Origin of the sequence: Kitasatospora sp. NPDC049258 (assembly GCF_040678895.1) — a bacterium.
In the GTDB taxonomy this organism is placed as follows: domain Bacteria; phylum Actinomycetota; class Actinomycetes; order Streptomycetales; family Streptomycetaceae; genus Kitasatospora.
This window is the reverse complement of the sequence record NZ_JBFAQT010000012.1, coordinates 90,338-108,646: the sequence shown is the minus strand read 5'-3', so window position 1 is coordinate 108,646 and position 18,309 is coordinate 90,338. Positions and strand designations below refer to the sequence as shown.

The following is an 18,309-nucleotide window of genomic DNA, read 5'->3' as shown; positions in this document are numbered from 1 at the left end:
TTTCCGGTCCGGGCGCGCCCACCCTTCCCCAGGTACGCCGACGGGATTGCACACACGCCTGGAACGTCCCATGAAGAGAGGATCAAAGAAATGAAGCGCACCCTCAAGCTTGCCGCAGCAGCCCTGGGCGCTGCCCTGCTCGTCCCCGCCCTCACCACCTCCGCGCAGGCCGCCGTCAGCGACTGTCCGGACAGCAAATTCTGCCTCTTCTACAACTCGAACGAGCAGGGCTCCCACTTGGCGATTTCGACGAACGTTCGCGACCTCGCCGGGTACACCTTCACCAGCCCCGGCAACGGCCAGGGCCAGCACGTCAAGAACAACGCCGCATCGGCTGTCTCCAACGTGTGCATGACGGTCCGGGTGTACTACAACTCGAACTACAGCGGCCCGATGGACATGTTCAACTACCGCAATGCCGCGAACCTGGTCAACACGTACAACGAGAACGCCTCGGTGAGGTTCGCCGAGGACTGCTGATCCTCACCTACGCCGGACCGGTCTACTTGCACGCACCGGGCCAGTGCATCGACCGGGTCACCCAGATCGGCGACGACTCGGCGCAACAGCTCGATTCCCACGGCGGCTGAGGCGGTGGAGGTTCGCCGGCGCGGGCCGTTCTGACGGCGCGACCGCACCCGCCGGCCAACTTGCCCGCGGCTGAACGGGCTGGAGCCTCCCGGCGGGGACCGACGGAAATCCGCGGTCCCGGCCGGGCCGCTCGCGTCGGCTCCAGCGCCGCCACGAACGAAAGCCCGACCACTTTCGCGGCCCCCACCAATACCGTCGCAATCCTCGTCTGCACGCGCAAATCCCCTCCATGAGATGACTTCTCAGTCTGCAGAAGAGTATTGCGTCGCCGGCCGCCATGCACCGATGATGATCACCGACATCGAAGGGGGAGCGGTGCTGCAAGCACTCGGACTGAGCGCACTGACGGAGAACGTCTACAGGACCCTGCTGGCCGAGCCGGACTGGGGGGTCGACCGAATTGCCGCCGACCTGCACGTGTCGGAAGCAGCGACACGCGAAGCACTCGACGAACTACTGGAACTGACACTGCTGCGGCCCGCGACCGAATCCCATACTCCGCGGGTCGTCAGCCCGGAGGTCGGACTGACCAGGCTGCTCGCCCACAACCAAACCCAGCTGCTCTTTCGTCAGCAACAATTGGAGAGCACCCGCACCGCGATCGCAGCCCTTTCCGCCGAGTACATCGACCGACGACCCGATGACGAGATGGTCCTGCGGCTGGATTCGCTCGAAGCCGTCCGCGACCGCCTCGAGGAACTCGCCGCGACCGCCACCGAGGAATGCCTGTCCTTGATGCGCGGGGGAGCCGTTCGTCCCGATTCCATCCAGGCCGGCAAACACCCCAACCAGGTCGCGCTGGAGCGCGGAGTAGTCATCCGCAGCATCTTCCAGGACAGCTTCCGCAACGATCCCGACACCCTGCGCTATGCGCGGTGGTTGGCCGATCTGGGCGGTTTGACGCGCACCGTGCCGCTACTGCCGATACGACTGGTGATCGTCGACCGCAGAATTGCCCTGGTCCCGACCGACCCCAGTGACGGCCGCCGCGGCGCACTGGAACTGCACGGTGAGGCCCTGATCCAGCCCTTGTGCGCACTGTTCGACGAACTGTGGCGCAGCGGAGCCGACTTCGGTCAGCCCACCCTCCGCGACGATCAGGACCTCACCGGGTCCGAGCGCGCTCTGCTGCAACTGCTGGGCCATGGCCACACGGACCAGTCCGCCGCCCGTAAGCTGGGCCTGTCCCTGCGGACGGTGCGTCGAATGATGCAGGACCTGATGCAGCGTCTGGGCGCCGAAAGTCGCTTCCAGGCGGGGGCCGAAGCCGTGCGGAAGGACTGGCTCTGACCCCCAAGCAGCTGGACCGACACCGAGGGGCACTTCGAGGGCCCGCCGTCTCCGTCGGCCGACTGCGCCGTCCCAGGTGGCACGCTCGCGATGCGCCTCTGTAGTACCGGCACGGCTCGGCTCGGCGGGTCGGTCGGCGGCACAGCGGCGGCACATCGAAGCCCCGTCGGGCAGGTGACCTTTCCAGGTCGCCTTCGTCCGGCGGGGCTTCGTTGTGTACCGCTGCGGCTCCGGCGGACATCGTCACACCGCCGTGGCCTGCACACTCACGAGATCATCCCGGCTGTGGAGCTGCCCTTGGTTCGGGTGTGCCGGTGTCGTGCCGGTGGTTGCTCAGAAGTGGAGCATGTGCTGGAAGGAGTTCTCCGCACTGCTGACGCGGAGGTGGCTGCGGGTGCCGTAGGCGAGGCGGTTGTTCCAGTTGTACTCCTCGACGTCGAAGGAGCCGTCGGAGTAGACCGCGTTGACGTAGGCGACGTGGCCGTAGTCCCCGTGGGTGTCGTTGACGGCGATGGCACCGACGCTGGGGGTGGTGTCGACGGTGACGCCGACGCGGCGGGCGGCGTCGTCCCAGGTGTTGGCGTTGCCCCAGGTGGTGCCGCCCCAGGAGTTGCTGAAGTTCGAGACGCCGAGACGGCTGGCGATGCGGTACGCCGCGAAGGCGGTGCAGTTGTCGGCGGAGAAGCCGCGGGTGCCGTGGTCGAAGTCGTTGGTGGCGCTCTCGTTGCTACCGCCGCCGCTGCTGCCGAGGAACTGGTGGGAGGCCTCGTTGTTCTTCAGGGTGGAGTTGAGGTTGCCCTTGGCGCCGGGGGCGAAGTCCTGGCTGGCGCCGGCGTAGCCGCTGTTGAAGTAGACGCGGACGGTCTTCCCGGTGCGGTTCCACACCGAGGCGGCGTTGTTCTTGACGCAGACACCCTGGCCGCTGCCGGCGCCCTTGAACTCGTAGCAGCTCGGCTGGGTGGCTCCGTAGTCGCTGATGGAGCCGGTGAAGTCGGAGATCGAGCCGGCCTGGTCGCTGTTGTAGTAGAGGCAGAACTCGCCGGAGTCGCAGACCCCGTCGCGGGAGGCGGCGAAGGCGGGGGCGGAGGTGGCGGCGATCAGGGGGACGGCCATGGCCAGTGCGGTGCCGGCGACGGTGAGCGTGGTGCGTATCTTCTTCAAGGCTCTACTCTCTTCGTGACGTGTCATCGACGGGTTCTTCGGTCGTGCTCGGGCGGTACCGGCGCGGTCAGTGGGTGCGCTGGTACTCCTCCCAGGTCTGGATGGGGATGCGGGGGCCGTCGTCGGCGGCGTGGTTGGCCAGGCCGTTGAGGCCGAGGTAGTAGTCACCGACCTGGTTCTGGGCCTGGGTGGCGAGATCGGTGTCGCTGATCGCAGCGGCGTGGATGTGCCACGGCCAGTCGCCCTGGCTGGGGTTGCGGACCCAGGCGGCGAATCCGACCTGGCGCAGTGCGCGGGCGACGGCGGTGCGGGTGCTGCTGGACATGCCGTCGACGTTGATGTCCACGACACCACCGCCGTCGTGGGTGCCCGCGGAGGTGGGATCGCCGCCGGGGTTGTAGGAGCCCTGGTCCAGGGTGAGGTGGAAGCCCAGGAGGCGTTCGGCCTCGGTGAGCATCTTCTGGGTGCGGGTGTCGACGGTGTATCCGTCGCGTTGCACGCGCGCGCCGGCTGCGATCTGGTGGGTGAGGGTGAATCGGCCCTGGCCGAGCGCGGTGAGGGAGGAGGAGCCGGGCAGTCCGTTGGCGTCCAGGCCGGTGTAGCCGAGGGAGCGCTGAAAGGCGGCGTAGGCCGTGATGGTGGTGGTGCCGAAGTACCCGTCCACCCAGCGGGCGTCGAGGAGATTACGCGCCTGCAGGGCCCGCTCGACGGCCAGGACCGAGTCCTTGGCGCCCGGGGTCAGCGTGTTGTCGGGGCGTCGGGGATCGATCTGGGCAGCCAGGACGGTGGCTTCCATGTCCACCACGGGCAGCGCGGCGGCAGTGGCCGCCGGCACCTCGGTGTGGGAGGTTGCCGCGTGGGCCTGTGTGGCGCTCAGCACCAGGCCGCTCAGGACGGCGACGGCCGTGAGCAGTCGGGTCGCGGTGGTGCGGGTCTTGGTGGCGGATGCCATGTGGTGGTTCCTTCTGGTTCGGTGGAGGATCGGCCCTGACCTCGTCCCGCTGTCGGGCACCGGCGGGTGAGAGGTCTGATGGAGGGCTTCTGGCTGGGACGGCGCTCAGCGGCACCTCTGGTGGGTGCGGCCGTCGCCGAGGTGGTTGCTGCGGAGCAGGGCGGCATCTGCGCGGGCGCGCTTGCCGCTGCCCGGCGAATCCGGGTGGGCGGTACGGGTCCGGCGACGGTCCGGGGACCGGCACCGCCCGATGGATCTGGCCGGCTTCGCGGAATCCGCCGGGCAGTCAGCAACAGCGATGGTGGGAGGTGGGACCCGGCGCCACGGCGGTCGCCGTGGCGCCGAGGGGTCAGCAGCGGACGTCGGTCTTGACGGCTACCTCGCCGGGGTAGGGAATGGGGCCGGTCCCGTTCCAGCCCAGTGCCTGGGTGCACTCCGACAGGGTGTCGGCGCCGGAGGACCACATCTCCACGTCGTTGTGGCCGCACTGGGGGTCCTGGACGTGTCCGCCGCCGGTCACGATGGCCGCGCACACGTCCCAACTGCTGTGGGAGGAGCGGTAGCCCTGCCACACGTACAGGTAGGAGTAGTTCTTGCCGCAGCCCTTGTACTGCTTCACCGACGCCATCGTCTCCCCGCCGACGTTGAGGTAGGCGGTGCTGCCGATCTGCGTGACGCTGGAACAACCGGACGGAGTGGAGGCCTGAGCAGTCCCGGGAATCGCAAGGAGCGTCGGCACGGCAAGGGCCGAGACGGCAGCGATCTTGGTCAGGATGCGCATGGTGAAACCTTCTTTCAGGAGATGGGATGGGATTGGAGGAGATGCCCGACCGCCGCCCGGGCGTTGGCGTGAGCCTCTTCCGTAGACAGGCCGGACTGCCGAGTCCCCGGTACCGAGGTGACGGGGGCTGCGGTTCGAATCGGGTCACATGGCGCCGGCCCGCCCCGCCGGAGCAGCCGGGCCAGGGACCTCAGGGCGCGCGGACACCGGCGGATGAGGCGGAAGGGCCCGTGGTGATGACCACTGCGCCGGGGATCGGGGCTGTCGCGGTCGGGCGCGTGTCCTTCCGAGCGGACGCCACGCGTGCTCGGCCGACCGAGGTGTTCGGGCGGAGGCGGGGCAGGTGGTTCTCGAGCTCCCGCTGCGACTGCGTTCAAGTGGCCAGGAGAGCCGTGGGCTTGGTTCTTGGATGTCTTACATGAGGACGAGGCACCAGCCACGCAGGGCCGGCGTGTGCTGCAGAGCCCGTTCGCAGACGCGGCGCAGGTTCGCGATTGCCGCATCCGGAGTGTCTGCGATGATCGCGGCAGCGATGCGACACCGGCTGAGCTCGACGCGGGCGCGGATGTGCTCCACCCGGTCTTCGTGTTGGCTGTGCGCCCAGATCAGATCGGTGACCGCTTCAGCCGTCAGCTGCGATGGCGCCGGATCAGGACGGATGAGAGTCACCGAGACCAAATGCACGGAATCCGGTCAACTCTGCACGGGTGGTGCGGGGCGAGGGCTGTCCCAGTCGAAACCTGAGGCGGTGGTGGTGAATTGGACGGCCGATCGATCTGCCACGACGCCGCTTGCGGCGGCGGCACCCAGGCCGACGGTGGATGCCACGACCAGGGCAGCGCACACGATGCGTATTGAGTGACCCACGACTGTTCTCTCCTGTTTCGTAACCAATGCTGTGCCCGTGAACGGTTCGCGGAACCCGTCCCGGTTCTTGTCGCTTTCCGCTGCTGAGAAGGATCCTGCCGTCCACACGAGGCGATGTCACGGCTGCAGAGCTGGCACCAAGTCGCTTGGCAACTAGGTGCAAGATCATTACGGTGTTGGCGTCGAGTGCCGGCCTGTCACGGCCGGCCTGGTCGGTCTCGGCGCTGAACATCGGGGCGGCGGCCGCGGGAGCGCGGCGCGAGGACGGGTGCCCCCAGCGCCGCGGCGGCCACCGCGAGCAGCGGAGTGAGCGTGCGGATGCGTTTCGTGCACATACAGGCATGCATGCCCAAGGTCCTCCATGAGCTGGGGGCGGTGCGGCGGTCGGCTGGTCGCGAATCCATGGAAATCCTCCACGCGGCGCGTATCACGGCCGTCATCGGCCGGTAACTCGGCCTGTGACACGTGATGTGACAGCAATTCAGATATTGCTAAGTCATCAACCGTGCGAGCAGACCGATTTTCAGCTCGCGCACTTCAGCCGAATGACTCGACACCGGCCCCGGGACGGCGATGGTAAGCGGAGTCGCCATGCTCGCGTGGTGGCCGGCCATCCGATCTGCCCCCTGGACAGATGGAAATTTCACGGGGCGGAACCGTGCCGGCAACGTCAACACCGGCAGCCTCTCCGGCACGCCGACCCTGACCCGGGTCGCGCTGATCGCCTGCCGCCAGGACGGCCCGGAGGGCGGCGGCCCCGGCCGGCGTACGGCCGTCGAGTACCCGATGGATCCGGGCCGCGCCGACATCTCCTACGGCTCCCACGCCGGTCCGGTCACCGTGCACGGCGCAGGGCACCGCGTCATGGTGACCGGCATCACCTACGACACCGACGGTACGAGGGCCGACCACCGCCGCCCGGTGTTCCACAGCTGAGCCGCGTCAGACCTCAGTGGCCCAGCGCGCACCCGGAGTCGGCGAGGGTGACCGGCCATTCGGCGGCGCGCCTGTCCTGCTGCGCCGGCACCACCCCGGACCGCAGGCCGCCCTGCTCGCGGGCGAAGGCCCGCAGCAGGGCCGGGTAGCGGTACCGGCCGGGCGCACCGGTGACCAGCAGGTGTGCGTCGACGAGCCGTTCGAGCAAGTGCTCCGCGGCCGGCAGCGGAAGGTGCAGTGCCCGGGCGGCCTGCGCGGTCGAGAGGGGGCCGTCCGTGGCCGTGGCGAGCAGCCGGAAGGCCCGGGCGGCGGCGGGCTCGAGTGCCCGGTAGCTGGGCTCCACACTGGCCCTGATGTCCAGGCTGCACACCCGCAGCTCGTTCAACAGCATCAGCTGGTCGGCCAGCCGATCCGCGAGGTGCCGCATGCTCCAGCCGGGGCGCGCGCCAAGCCGGGCCGCGCAGATCCGCAGCGCCAGCGGAAGTCGGCCGCAGGCGGCGACCACCTGGGTGGCTGCCTGCGGATCGGCTGCCAAGCGTGCGGTTCCGACCATCCGCCGCAGCAGCAGCTCGGCCTCCGCCGCCGACAGCACGTCCAGTTCGAGCTGTACTGCCCCGACCAGGTCGGCGAGTCGGTAGCGGCTGGTGACCAGCGCCGCGCAGCCGGGGCCGCCGGGCAGCAGCGGACGCACCTGGGCACTGTCGCGGGCATCGTCCAGCACCACCAGGACCCGACGGCCGGTCAGCAGCGAGCGGTAGAGGGAGATCCGCTCCTCCAGTCCGACCGGCACCAGGTCGGCGGGAACGCCGAGCGCGATCAGGAAGGTCCGGAGCACGGCGGCGGGAGGAGCTGGGCTGTCGTCCGTCCCGCGGAGCTCGGCGTGCAGCGTGCCGTCCGGGAACGCGGCCCGGGTGGCGTGCGCGACCTGGCCGGCCAGCGCGCTCTTGCCGACGCCGGGCTGGCCCGAGATCACGGCGGTGAACGGTGCCGTGCGGTCCACGGCGGTCAGCCGGCCGGTGAGCAGGGACGTCTCCCCCGCGCGCCCGGTGAAGTCGGGTAGGGCCGAAGGGAGCTGACATGGCGTGATGCCGAGAACAGGTCGACCGTGTGCCGTCCGGTCGGGTGCCGGGTGCCCGGCCCCGTTCGCGCCCGCTCCGGCACCCGCGTCGGCTCCTGCCGCTGCTGACGCGTCGACGCTCGCGGAGTTGACACCGGTCGCCTCGGGCCGGGGTCGGGTCGGCCCGTCGAGGGCAGGGTCACCGCGCAGGACCCGCTGGTGAACCTCGCGCAGCTCACTGCCGGGCTCGACGCCGATCTCCTCGATCAGTGTCCGTCGCACCCGCTGGTAGACGGCCAGCGCTTCGCTCTGCCGCCCGCTGCGGTACAGCACCGTCATGAGCTGGGCCCAGAGCCGCTCCCGCTCCGGGTTCTCGGTGGTGAGTGCCTGCAGTTCGGCGGTGAGTGCCCGAACGTCGCCGCCCAGCCGCAGCTGCGCCTCCAGCCTCGCCTCCACGGCGTCCAGGCGGGCTTCGGCCAGCCACCCGGCCTCCTTGCGGAGCAGCGCGTCGGAGGGGATGTCGGCCAGCGCGGGCCCGCGCCACAGCTGCAGTGCGGTGTCCAGCCGGGTGGCGGCTCGCTCGAAGTCCTGTCGGCGCAGCGCGGCGATGCCCTCGTCGCGCAGGACGATGAAGCTCTGGAGGTCGAACTCCTGCGCGTCGACGTTGATCCGGTAGCCGCCGGCGGTGGTCACGATGCGCTCACCCGCCGCGCCCAGCGCCTTGCGCAGCCGCATCACGTAGTTGCGCAGGGCGGCGGAGGCACTGCTGGGCGGGTGCCCGTCCCAGACGGCCTCCGTCAGGAACTGCGCCGACGTCGGTTGCCCGTGCCGGATCAGGAGCGCCGCGAGCAGAGCCCGCTGCCTGCCGCCGGGGACGGGGCGGGTCTGCACTCCGTCACTGACCACAAGGGGCCCCAGGATCCCGAATTCCACTCGCCTGTTCTCCTGCGCCGTCGGTGTTCCGAACGGTGCACGCGGGTTGGCCGGGCGCACCGTGCTGACGAACAAGATCTAATGCGACGACTGTCGGCCAGTGCCGTTCATACGGTGATGGGCAATCAATCCCGGACAATCGCCCGGCGTTCGGCCGACCTGACGAGGTCCGGACAATGTCCTGACAACGTCCGGACAACGCCGGAGCGCGCCGTTGGACAGCCGGACAACGATGGATCTCGGCGTCGTTCACCCTGCCGCGGGCAACGCGTCGTCCGGCTGCGCCGGGAGGAGGCCGAGGTGTACGGGTGCCGTTGCCCCGGCCGTAGGTGTAGAAGATGGCACCACCGGCGTCCAACCCACCGGTGCGCAACCGGAGTACCGCCGGCCCCCGCGGCACGAAGTCGGCGCACCAGCACTCGGGACCGCCCGAACCGTCACCGGAGCGGCTGGTTTCGAGCCGCGAGCCGCCGAGGCTGTTGTGAGCCGGGGTGTCGGCGCAGGTCCCAGCCGTCTTGTCGATGTCGTCGAGGGCGAGCGAAGCCGCGCCGCCCGTGGCGACGGAGGCGGTAAGGACGTCGTCGGGGTGCACCGGAGCGAACCCGACCGGGGAGCCGGCTCTCCCCCGGGCCAGGACCGAACGGTGACGGCAGCTCACCGATCACCCGCTGACCGAAGGCACGACCTGGCGCGGCGCGGCCGGCGGCGCCGTCCGACAACCGGCCCGCCCCGCCCCGGACATTCTTCGCGTGCGCGGTAACTTTTCCGTCGCACCCGGGGGCCGGATCAGGCCCTAGGCGGGGTAGCGGCAGGCGGTCCGTGCGGCCGCGCTCCGCTCACCCTCGCCCAGCGACAGCGGCCGCGCCTGGGTGGGAGCCGCAGGGGGAAGGATCAGCGCGTCCACCACATCGGTGGGGCCGTCCCCACCCAGGCAGGCGACGGCGACCAGCTGGATCGGGCCCTGATCAGCCGTCGGCTTCGCGATCCGCCAGGGGAGCACGAAGCCGTCGACGCCGACGCCGATCAGGCCGAGCTGGTGCCAGCGCGGCACGGGCACGGCTTGGCCGCTGTCGGAGAAGTACCCGGCGAACCCCACGATGCCGAGGTAGGAGCCGCTGGCGCGCAGTTCCACGGCCTCGGGGTCGGAGGGCCGTGGCGCGACCATCAGGGAGATCGACGATGGAGCCGGGAACTCGCCAGGGCAGCGGTCCGGCCGCAACTCCCACGGCGGATTGCCGTGCACCACCCCCGACGAGACCAACCCGCCGCTGCCCAGTTTGAACCAGCGCGCATCGGGAGTGCCGGCCGTCAGGTCCAGCTCGGCGTCACCGATGCAGAAGCCGACGAACCGGACCGTACACCCGGGCGGGATCTCGTCGATCACCGGTGCGCTGCGGCTGGCGCCGCTGCGGACCCGGGTGCTCCCGCTGTAGGTCGTGCCCTGGAAGGTGGTCCCGACGGCCGGGCCGACCGGACAGCCGGATCCGGAGACCGTCTGTGTGTCGCCGGACCCGCGCTTGAGACCCACGAGCAGGCCGGTCAGCACCAGCGCCAGGGCGACGGCCATGACGGGCAGCCACGCCCGTGACCGCCACGGGCGCCGATGCGGTGCTCCCGGCTCATCGCCGTCGACCGGCTCGGGCTCGAAGCCCTGTTTCTGGAACGCGTCCACCACCGGGGCGCGGTTCTCGGCGTCCGCCTGCGTCGGCTCGATCACCTCCGAGACGGTCAGTGCGGCCCGCACACCCGACGGCCGGACCCGCGCGTCGGCTCCGGAGCTGCCGGCGAGCCGGCGGTCGAGTGCGTACCAGTGCTTCTCCCAGAGCTTGACATCACCACCGCAGGCGCCGACGTACGCCAGCGTCACGTCCAGGGTGGGCCTGCGCACGCCGCCGGCGGCGTCGCTCAGCGTCGTGGCGCTGAAGCCCGCGGTAGCCGCGAGTGCCCGGTAGGTCGGGTTCCCGGCCGCCTCCCGCAGACACCTCAGCTCGTAGGCGAACGCCTGCAGTGGGCCGTCGTCGGGGTTGAGCGGTCGTGGCCTACGGGGCAACGGACTCCCCTTCGCCGCCCACGGTTGGTACCGACATCCCCGGATTCCCCCTCAGCCCTGTTGCCGTCAGCCGTAGCCGGTCTCGCTGCCACGATCCCCCCGGCCCCACTGCTGACCTGCGGCAATAGGGAACGCGCACCAGATGGCTGACCGTCAGATTGTCGCACAGGGGCTGGGTGTGCTCGACCGGGGACGCACAGGGCGCTGCCCCGGGGCCAGGGGCATCCCGGGGCAGCGCCCTGTGTGTTCGCGGAGCTGTCCGGCGGGAGGGCCGATCAGGTGTAGCAGTAGTTGCGGTTGCCGGTCCCGTGGGAAGTGCCGGTGTCCCAGGTGGCATTGCCGCTGCTGTTGAGGAAGACGAGGTTGCCGTCGTTCCGGAGCTCGGCGTGGCCGCCGGGCGCCGGGTTGAGCGCGCCCAGGGTGCAGACGATGCCACCGGAGGAATTGAGGAGCTTGACGTACCCGGACCGCGACCAGTCGACCCGCACGACGCCGTGGCCGCCGGTCCCCGAAGCCCAGGCCGGGTAGCTGTCGGCTCCGGTGAACTTGTAGAGCACCAGGTTGCCGTCGGACTGGAGGATCAACTGCGACATGCCGTTGTCCGCCCCCACGCTGTGACCGGCGGTCCAGTCGGACTGGGAGAGCGTGAAGTTCGCCACGAAGGCGGTGGCCGACGCGGTGGTGGCGGTCAGGCCGATCGCGCAGGCGATCGCCGTCCCTACGAGGGTGGTGCGCAGGATGAGCCTGCGGGCCGTGGAGCGAACGGACTTGCTGGGCGTCACGAGAGTCCTTCCGAAGGGCCGCCGCGCAACGGCGCGGCGCGGCGGAGGTTGTGGGTGTCGCGGTACTTCGGGTCGATCAGGTGTTGCGGTGGTTCCGGCTGCCCACGCTCTGGTCGTAGGTGCCGCTGGCCCACAGCGGCCGGTTCGGGACCAACGTAGGAAGGGCGGGTATCTGCCGGATATCCCCGCTGTCACAGCACCACGGGCCCGGTGGCGAACCCGAGGCTTCACTGCCCTTGGGTGGCTGCCACGTCCCGACCGCGCCGCCGCGCCTGCCGCCGGATGCCTTGCCGGATGCCTTGACGGGCCCGATGGTCCGGGCGCCGGCGCGACGACGGCGATACGGTGATCACGTTGTCCTGGCCTCCGGGCCGGCCACCGCCACACCCCGCATCGGCCACACCTGCCCCGGTCTACGACTGCACCACCGGCCAGATCTGCCTCCACGACAACTCCGGCAGCTACGGATACGACGCCCACTTCGTACAGGAAACGCCGATCGCGAACCACGCGGCAGCGGTGGACCGCTGGACCGACCTCAACTTCGCGGCCCACTACAACAGCGCCTACGACTGCCGCGTCGCGTGCCGGACCATCGCTCCGTACACCACCGTGGACCTGAACGCGTCGCTCGAGAACACCATCGCGTCGGGCCCGGCGTGACGACCCTGATCCGACGCCGCGCGAACGTTCGCCTCGGTCTCCGGCCAGGTGCCCGGCCGGGGACCGACGCGGTGCGGTTCACCTGCTCGTCCGGCCCGTCCCACCCGATCCGAACCCCGGACAGGCCCCGGGCGGCGCGGCCCGTCTCAGCTGCCGAGGCGTGCGATGGCCTCGCGGGCAAGGCCGATCTTGCGCTTCTGGAAGGAGCTCAGCCGCTCCAGGGCCGAGGAGTTCTCCTCGATCATGCGCGTCTGGATCCCCGCCTCGACCGCACTCCAGGTCTTCAGCAGACCTGTCTCGGTCTTGCAGTCGATGTCCGCCAGAGCCACGGCCTTCTCGCGCTCCGTCGGCTCCGCGGTGTCGAACGCCCGATCCCCTACCGATGCCATGGGGTCCTGGTACCGGTAGCCGTGGCGTTCCATGCAGGTCGACCACGCGTGGAAGGCGGCCACGACCGTCGGGTCCGCCAGGGACTGCTTGAAGCTCTCCTTGTCGATGGCCGCCGCGGCGGCGATGTCGGGCTCGGGGCGCGGGCCGCCGTCCAGCCGCGACTCGGCATCCCCGTAGCAGCCGCCGGGTGGGATCGGGCGGCCGTCGGGGGCTGCCGACTGCGGCTCTCCCGCACGAGTCGCTCCGAGCAGGATCGCTTCCTGCGCCTCGGTGGGCTGCTTGGCGGCGCCTGCCCCGCCGGCCGGCGGCAGGAGGTGGTATCCGAGGTCGCGGGCGACCTCCCGGTCCGATATCCCGTAGCGCCTCGAGGATTCGACAACCAGCGGCGGGCGCTCCGGAATCCGGTAGTCCAGACCGAAGCCTCCCAGGCACTCGTTGGCCAGGAGGACCTTGGCCCGGTCGACCGCGCTGGACTCCTCGGCGGTGAGAGCGAACCTCTCGATCGGCAGGGAAACGCGGTCCGAGGGCACCGCCGAGGGTCGAACGTCCACGCTCCGACCGCCGGGCTCACCGCCGGCTCGGTCCTCGGTTGCCGAACAGGAGGCCGTCGCCATGAGCGCGGCCGCGACGAACACCAGAGCGCGTGATGCCCCGGTCGGCAAGCCCTGTCTCCCCACAGTCATCCACATCTCCCCACAAGGAATATGGCGGCCGCGTGGGTACGCGGCCGCCACGAATTCATGACTGCGATCAACCGAAGTTGACGCAGCCCTGGTTGACCGGAATGTTCCGGAAGTACACCGACGCGTTCTCGTTGTACGTGTTCGAGAGCTGCCAGGCGGACGGGTACTCGGTCTTCTGGAACTTGTCGCAGGGGCCGGCGTAGCCGCTGTTGAAGTAGACCGTCACGCTGGAGTCGATACCCCAGATCCGGGCCTTCGCCGAGGCTGCGTTGTTCTTCAGGTTCTTCCCCTGCCCGGCACCGCCGCTCTGGAAGGTGTACGCCGACAGGTCGTAGACGCCCTCGCCGCCGTTGGGGGTGGTGGAGTGAATGGTCGTGTGCGAGCCGGCGTAGCCGGTGTTGTAGTAGAGGACCAGGCACTGGGCGTCACAGTCGCCGACGCTGTCCGAGCCGGTCGAGATCGCCGCGCTCGCCGGAGAAGCTGTGGCAAGGGCACCGACAACGGCCGACAGCGCTATTGACGCAGTGACAAGTGTCTTACGAGCAAAGAGCATTGACTCCCCCATGTTCTTGATCATTTCGGGCGACCCAAGCGTACCCAATGGCTACGTGTGCCATCCACCGGGGCGGCCACTGCCGCCGGCGCAGTTCGGTACAGAACTTCGCCGAGCAGGCCCGGGGCGGTGCCGGGATTGCTCCCACTCCGTCTCCCCGGACGGCTTGCAAAGCCCTCGACCCGCACCAGCCATGAGCCGATCGCCCGCGTCTGCATCGCCCCCGCGCTCGGCCAAAAACCCCTCAACCGTCTCACGCCGGCGGACGTCCGCCGCTTCCTGACGGACTTCCGCGCCGGGTGCCTGTGCTGCCTTCGCCGCCGCCTCAGCCCTCCGAGACCAGCGCGGCCCGTCGGATCTTCCCGCTCGCGGTGCGGGGCAGCGAGCCTGCCGGGGCCAGTGTCACGCCGGTCGCCGAGACGCCGAGCCGCCGCACCGTGGCGGCGACGGTCCGGTCGAGACCGGGCGGGTGGGTCCGGGTGGTCTCGACGTGGCAGACCCCGTCGAGACCACCGCGACGTCGGCGACACCGGGCAGCAGCCGGATCGCGTGCTCCAGCCGGGCCGGGCCGACGAGTTCGGGCGAGTCGGCCCGCCCGATCACCGAGAGGAAACCCGCCGCGTCGACGTAGCCGATGTCCCCGGTGCGCAGCGGCGCCTCGCCGGGGACGTCCTGGTCCACGGAGCGCAGCCGGACGCAGATCTCGCCGATCTGTCCCGTCGGGACCGGCCGGTCCCGGTCGCGGATCTCGATCCGGACACCGGGCAGTGGCCGGCCGACGGAGCCGGGGTTGCGCAGCCAGTCCGCGGTGCCGATCTCGGTGATGACGCTCTTCGAGGTGCCGTAGTACTCGTGCAGGACCGGCCCGAACAGGTCGATCGCGGCCCGCTTGACGGCCGGCGGGCAGGCGGCGCCGCCATGGAAGACGATCCGGAACGGGCGCCGGGGGGCGTGCTGCGCCTCCACGGCGTCGAGCAGCAGATCCGGGCTGAGGAAGGTGCTGTCGGCCCGGTGTTCGTCGGCCAGCTCGGCGAACGCCTCGGCCGACCAGTCCTGCTGGACCACGACGGTGCTGCCGGCCTGGAGCGCGTGGAGCGCCGGGCCCAGAGTGCCGAGGTGGAAGGTTGGATTGGCCATCAGGTGCGGGCCGTGGCCGATCCCGGCGGCATCGCGGCCAGTGACCGCGACGCCCCGGTAGGGTCGTGGCGGGCGGGCCCGGACGACCGCCTGGGGGGCGCCGGTGGTGCCCGAGGTGGCGAAGGTGAGGTAGCCGGCCCGCGCGGCGGGCTCGGGGGCCCGGCCGCCGGTACGGACGAGCTCGTCGTCGGTCGTGGTGGAGCAGGGCAGCGGCGGGGTGCCGCCGGCGCCGATGTGTGCGGTGACAGCAAGGCCGGTCAGCAGCGCGCGGCCGGTGGTCTCCTCCAGCAGCCACGGGGCGACGGGGAAGAGGCCGTAGCCGTAGCGCAGGGCGTGCGGTGGCCTGGGCATGGCTACCGGAGGAGCAGGCGGCGATGCCTCTGGGCAGCTGCGCGCGCGGTGGGCGATGCCGTCGAGGCGGGCAGCGGCGTCGCGGACGTCGTCGAAGGGCGCGGGCAAGGCAGCGGGCATGGCGTGTCCTTGAGCAGGCCGGGGAGGGATGGCGAGTCGGGCGGCAGGGTGAGGCGGTCCTGTCGCTGGTCACCAGGAGGTGATGCGTTCCCAGTTGGCCTGGACGGCGGGCGCGGGGTCCGCGGGCAGGGTGCCGTCGATGCTAGGAGTCCTGGCCGTCCAGGTCGGTCTCGGCTACGGCGGCGGCATGGAGGCCGAACGATCCGACGCGATCACGACCATCGACGAGCAGCCGTTCGGCCGGCCGAATGGCCTCCCGTGCGGTATCCGTCCCCACCTGCCCGTCGCAGTCCGCCTCGCCGCCCGTCCTGGCGGGCCGGACCAGCAGGGTCGAAGCCAGCCTCGGGCGGCCGAGCCTCCGGCCCGATTGTTCGCGCGGTCGGCCGCCCTGAGGGTGATGTCCTTCTCCCGGCACCCGCCCCCCACAGGGAGCCCTGATCGCCGGCCAGTAACGCGTCAGAGGTGGCGCGTAGCAGGCTCTCCAAAGTTGAGCGCCAGCTTGTCAAGAAAGCTCTGGCGGCGCTATAACCTTCTCGTCGAGGTGCCCGGGCGGGAGGACAGAGCCGGGCAGGCCCGGCCGCCGTGGCCTCCGCGGGCACCCGTTACCGTTCACGACCGTGAGGAGCTGATCCCCTTGCTGATGCGCACCGACTCCCTGCGCGGACTTCGCGACCTCGACCGGCTCACCCAGCAGCTGGTCGGCACCGCCTCCCAGCCGGCTGGCATGCCGCTGGTCGCCTACCGCGACGGCGAGGTGTTCGTGCTGCGCCTGGACCTGCCGGGCATCGACCCGAAGACCATCGACCTGGACGTGGAGCGCAACGTCCTGACCGTGCGCGCCGAGCGCGCGTCCGAGCTCCCGCAGGGCGCCGAGGTCCTGGCGGACGAACGGGTCCTGGGCCGCTTCTCGCGGCAGGTGTTCCTCGGCGACGCGCTGGACACCGACCGGATCGAGGCCGACTACGACCAGGGCGTGCTGAGCGTGCGGGTACCGGTCAGCGAGAAGGCCCGCCCCCGCAAGATCACCATCACCGCCAAGGGCGAACGCGAGGCCATCTCCGCCTGACCACGGCGACGCGGCCCGGACTCCCGTTTCCCGCCCCCTCCGGCCCGGGCCCGCGCGGTGGGCCGCGAGCGTGGCGGGCCGGCTCGGCCCTGTCGGGTACCCGACGGGCGGTCGCCGTGCTGCCTGGTGGTGTCGAGGGCGGCGGCGCGCAGGGCGGGCAGGTCCGTGATGACGGCCTGTTCGGCGAAGCACGCCAGCAGCCGGCGACGGACCCGCTCGTCCCGGTCTCGCACGGCTGTGGCGACCGGCCGCCCCGCCCCGTGCGGGCCGATGACTACCTCCCCGGCCGACATGGAAAAATCTGTGCCCGCCGGAGTAGACATTGCCGCGCACCGTGGTTAGTGTTTCTCTCGTAGACGAGATCGGCGGTACCCGCCAGACACGAACTGGCGGGCAGCGGTACAGAAGTTCGAGCAGTACAGAAGTTCGCAGGTCGGCACGGTCGCAGGGTCCTGAAGCCAGGGATGGTGCAGTAAGGCGACAGGACCGGCAGCCGGGCCGGGCGGCCCGTAGGCATCAGGGGCCGCCATCGAGCGGTACCGCGGTTCAGCAGGAGCAGTACCCGTAGGTGAAGTTGAGTTGAGTGGTACCGGCAGTCGCAGTACGCGGTATCCCGGTGAAGGCGCCCAGACTGCGGGCGCGCGCGCCGGGGGTCCGGCAGTGGGGTTCCAAGCCGAGCAGGTTGAGCAGGACGGGCGACGGGGCTGGCTGCCGGAGTCGGCGGGGCCACCAGGGACCGCCAGAGCAGTACCGGGTAGTTGGCACTACCACGCAGTTCGCAGTAACCGGTCAGTTCAGAGGATGAATGGAGGGACAGCGCGCCATCAGGATCGCCCGGCCCGTGAGGAATCAGCCCGGGCGGACTCCGTAGACCCCAAGGCAAGGACGGTGGTTTCCGGTCACGCATACGCGATCCCCGCACGCCCCCTCCCCCGGGGCGGTGCGGACCTAAGGAACCCGGCCCCAGAGCCGGTAGATGGTGTAAAACCCTTCGGGGCCCCGGGAGCCACTATGGCCCCGGGGCCCCTCAGCGCGTCCCCCGACACAACAAGAAGAGGTGCAGTGACCACGGCAACCATTCGACCGCACACCCCCGACTCCCTCGACGACGACGACTACCCCGCCTACACCATGGGCCGCGCCGCCGAAATGACCGGCACCACCCCCGGCTTCCTACGCGCCCTCGGCGAGCAGGGCCTCATCACCCCACTGCGCTCGGACGGCGGACACCGCCGCTTCTCCCGCTACCAACTACGGATCGCCATGCGCGCCCGCGACCTCGTCGACCAGGGCACCCCCATCGACGCCGCCTGCCGCATCATCATCCTCGAGGACCAACTCGAAGAAGCCCTGCGCATCAACGAACAGCTCCGCCGCACCCAGCACGGCCAGGAACCGGCAGCCGACACCTGACCCACCACCAGGCCGACGAGACCGGCCCGCGGTGAGCGACAGGTGCTCACCGCAGGCCGCCCCGAACACCGGCCCTCCGACCGACGCAGGACCGCCCGGCACCCCGCCCCGCCGGTGCCGGCCGGCCCCGGGCCACCCGGTACGACGGCTACGCCTCCCCGGTCGAGTTCACGCCCAAGGCGTTCATCTACCGTTCCTCCCGGGTCATGACCCGTGCCCCGCGGCGTTGCCCAGGGAGCGCGCGAAGCCCCCCGCAGTGACCTTCGTGGCGCAGGTTCCGACGCCGGCTGCGGCGCGGCAGGTAGCCGCACCCGTCGCCGCCACTCCTTCCGGTTCAGCGAAGCGCGGCCGTCCCGTCCGCAGATACCCGCCAGTACATGAGAGGGCCGGCCCCGTTCGCCGAAGGGCCCGGCCTCCCGTGCGGTGCGGGTGAGGCGTCGGCTGAAGACGACGGACCGAAGTCCCCGTTTGCGGTTCTCGTCGAGGAAGACGGTCGCGGTGGAGGTCGTGTAGTTGCGGGGACTTCACCACTC

General features: G+C 70.6%; 16 protein-coding genes. 6 read left to right on the top strand and 10 right to left on the bottom strand.

Annotation, left to right across the window (positions count from 1 at the left end; genetic code table 11):
• Positions 1-90 precede the first annotated feature (90 nt).
• Complete coding sequence (locus AB0K43_RS13150; protein ID WP_363638943.1) at positions 91-480, top strand: peptidase inhibitor family I36 protein; 390 nt, start codon at positions 91-93, stop codon at positions 478-480.
• Positions 481-876: 396 nt separating this feature from the next.
• On the top strand, positions 877-1,881 hold the full coding sequence (locus AB0K43_RS13145) for a helix-turn-helix transcriptional regulator (protein ID WP_363638941.1): 1,005 nt from the start codon (positions 877-879) through the stop codon (positions 1,879-1,881).
• Between the two features lie 333 nt (positions 1,882-2,214).
• Here the strand turns inward: AB0K43_RS13145 and AB0K43_RS13140 are convergent, their stop codons facing one another.
• The 4 genes from AB0K43_RS13140 to AB0K43_RS13125 form a co-directional block, all read right to left on the bottom strand.
• Positions 2,215-3,042, bottom strand: a complete 828-nt coding sequence (locus tag AB0K43_RS13140; protein WP_363638939.1) for a CHAP domain-containing protein — start codon at positions 3,040-3,042, stop codon at positions 2,215-2,217.
• Between the two features lie 67 nt (positions 3,043-3,109).
• The gene (locus AB0K43_RS13135) at positions 3,110-3,994 is read right to left on the bottom strand and encodes a peptidoglycan-binding protein (protein WP_363638937.1); all 885 of its coding nucleotides are present in this window, start codon (positions 3,992-3,994) and stop codon (positions 3,110-3,112) included.
• A gap of 349 nt (positions 3,995-4,343) precedes the next feature.
• Positions 4,344-4,775 carry a hypothetical protein gene (locus tag AB0K43_RS13130; protein ID WP_363638935.1) on the bottom strand — a complete coding sequence of 144 codons (432 nt, stop codon included), beginning with the start codon at positions 4,773-4,775 and terminating at the stop codon, positions 4,344-4,346.
• Between the two features lie 414 nt (positions 4,776-5,189).
• The gene (locus AB0K43_RS13125; RefSeq protein ID WP_363638933.1) at positions 5,190-5,444 is read right to left on the bottom strand and encodes a hypothetical protein; all 255 of its coding nucleotides are present in this window, start codon (positions 5,442-5,444) and stop codon (positions 5,190-5,192) included.
• Between the two features lie 789 nt (positions 5,445-6,233).
• On the opposite strand from AB0K43_RS13125, the gene AB0K43_RS13120 reads away from it, so the two are divergent.
• Positions 6,234-6,578 (top strand): hypothetical protein, encoded by a 345-nt coding sequence (locus AB0K43_RS13120; protein WP_363638931.1) that lies wholly within the window; start codon positions 6,234-6,236, stop codon positions 6,576-6,578.
• 13 nt (positions 6,579-6,591) lie between these two features.
• Here the strand turns inward: AB0K43_RS13120 and AB0K43_RS13115 are convergent, their stop codons facing one another.
• The 3 genes from AB0K43_RS13115 to AB0K43_RS13105 all read right to left on the bottom strand — a co-directional run bounded on the left by AB0K43_RS13115 (position 6,592) and on the right by AB0K43_RS13105 (position 11,400).
• Positions 6,592-8,526 carry a BTAD domain-containing putative transcriptional regulator gene (locus tag AB0K43_RS13115; RefSeq protein WP_363638929.1) on the bottom strand — a complete coding sequence of 645 codons (1,935 nt, stop codon included), beginning with the start codon at positions 8,524-8,526 and terminating at the stop codon, positions 6,592-6,594.
• An 835-nt stretch (positions 8,527-9,361) separates the two neighbouring features.
• A complete protein-coding gene (locus AB0K43_RS13110; RefSeq protein WP_363638927.1) occupies positions 9,362-10,618 on the bottom strand; it encodes a hypothetical protein in 1,257 nt (418 codons plus the stop codon).
• A 275-nt stretch (positions 10,619-10,893) separates the two neighbouring features.
• On the bottom strand, positions 10,894-11,400 hold the full coding sequence (locus tag AB0K43_RS13105) for a hypothetical protein (protein ID WP_363638925.1): 507 nt from the start codon (positions 11,398-11,400) through the stop codon (positions 10,894-10,896).
• 345 nt (positions 11,401-11,745) lie between these two features.
• Between AB0K43_RS13105 and AB0K43_RS13100 the strand changes: the two genes are divergently transcribed.
• Positions 11,746-12,063 carry a hypothetical protein gene (locus AB0K43_RS13100; protein WP_363638923.1) on the top strand — a complete coding sequence of 106 codons (318 nt, stop codon included), beginning with the start codon at positions 11,746-11,748 and terminating at the stop codon, positions 12,061-12,063.
• 146 nt (positions 12,064-12,209) lie between these two features.
• Here the strand turns inward: AB0K43_RS13100 and AB0K43_RS13095 are convergent, their stop codons facing one another.
• The 3 genes from AB0K43_RS13095 to AB0K43_RS13085 form a co-directional block, all read right to left on the bottom strand.
• Positions 12,210-13,088: a hypothetical protein gene (locus AB0K43_RS13095; RefSeq protein ID WP_363638921.1), complete on the bottom strand. Its 879-nt coding sequence runs from the start codon at positions 13,086-13,088 to the stop codon at positions 12,210-12,212.
• Between the two features lie 115 nt (positions 13,089-13,203).
• Positions 13,204-13,713 carry a peptidase inhibitor family I36 protein gene (locus AB0K43_RS13090; protein ID WP_363638919.1) on the bottom strand — a complete coding sequence of 170 codons (510 nt, stop codon included), beginning with the start codon at positions 13,711-13,713 and terminating at the stop codon, positions 13,204-13,206.
• A gap of 378 nt (positions 13,714-14,091) precedes the next feature.
• Positions 14,092-15,297: a fatty acid--CoA ligase family protein gene (locus tag AB0K43_RS13085; RefSeq protein WP_363638917.1), complete on the bottom strand. Its 1,206-nt coding sequence runs from the start codon at positions 15,295-15,297 to the stop codon at positions 14,092-14,094.
• A gap of 640 nt (positions 15,298-15,937) precedes the next feature.
• Here AB0K43_RS13085 and AB0K43_RS13080 point away from each other — a divergent pair.
• A complete protein-coding gene (locus AB0K43_RS13080; protein WP_363638915.1) occupies positions 15,938-16,363 on the top strand; it encodes an Hsp20/alpha crystallin family protein in 426 nt (141 codons plus the stop codon).
• A gap of 1,062 nt (positions 16,364-17,425) precedes the next feature.
• Positions 17,426-17,776, top strand: coding sequence for a MerR family transcriptional regulator (locus tag AB0K43_RS13075; protein ID WP_363638913.1), 351 nt, complete (start codon positions 17,426-17,428; stop codon positions 17,774-17,776).
• Positions 17,777-18,309: the final 533 nt, after the last annotated feature.

Coding starts and splice junctions, on each gene's coding strand:
- AB0K43_RS13145 (WP_363638941.1), top strand. CDS start 877: ATGATGATCACCGACATCGAAGGGGGAGCGGTGCTGCAAGCACTCGGA.
- AB0K43_RS13120 (WP_363638931.1), top strand. CDS start 6,234: ATGCTCGCGTGGTGGCCGGCCATCCGATCTGCCCCCTGGACAGATGGA.
- AB0K43_RS13130 (WP_363638935.1), bottom strand. CDS start 4,775: ATGCGCATCCTGACCAAGATCGCTGCCGTCTCGGCCCTTGCCGTGCCG.
- AB0K43_RS13090 (WP_363638919.1), bottom strand. CDS start 13,713: ATGATCAAGAACATGGGGGAGTCAATGCTCTTTGCTCGTAAGACACTT.
- AB0K43_RS13135 (WP_363638937.1), bottom strand. CDS start 3,994: ATGGCATCCGCCACCAAGACCCGCACCACCGCGACCCGACTGCTCACG.
- AB0K43_RS13080 (WP_363638915.1), top strand. CDS start 15,938: ATGCGCACCGACTCCCTGCGCGGACTTCGCGACCTCGACCGGCTCACC.
- AB0K43_RS13150 (WP_363638943.1), top strand. CDS start 91: ATGAAGCGCACCCTCAAGCTTGCCGCAGCAGCCCTGGGCGCTGCCCTG.
- AB0K43_RS13085 (WP_363638917.1), bottom strand. CDS start 15,297: ATGCCCGCTGCCTTGCCCGCGCCCTTCGACGACGTCCGCGACGCCGCT.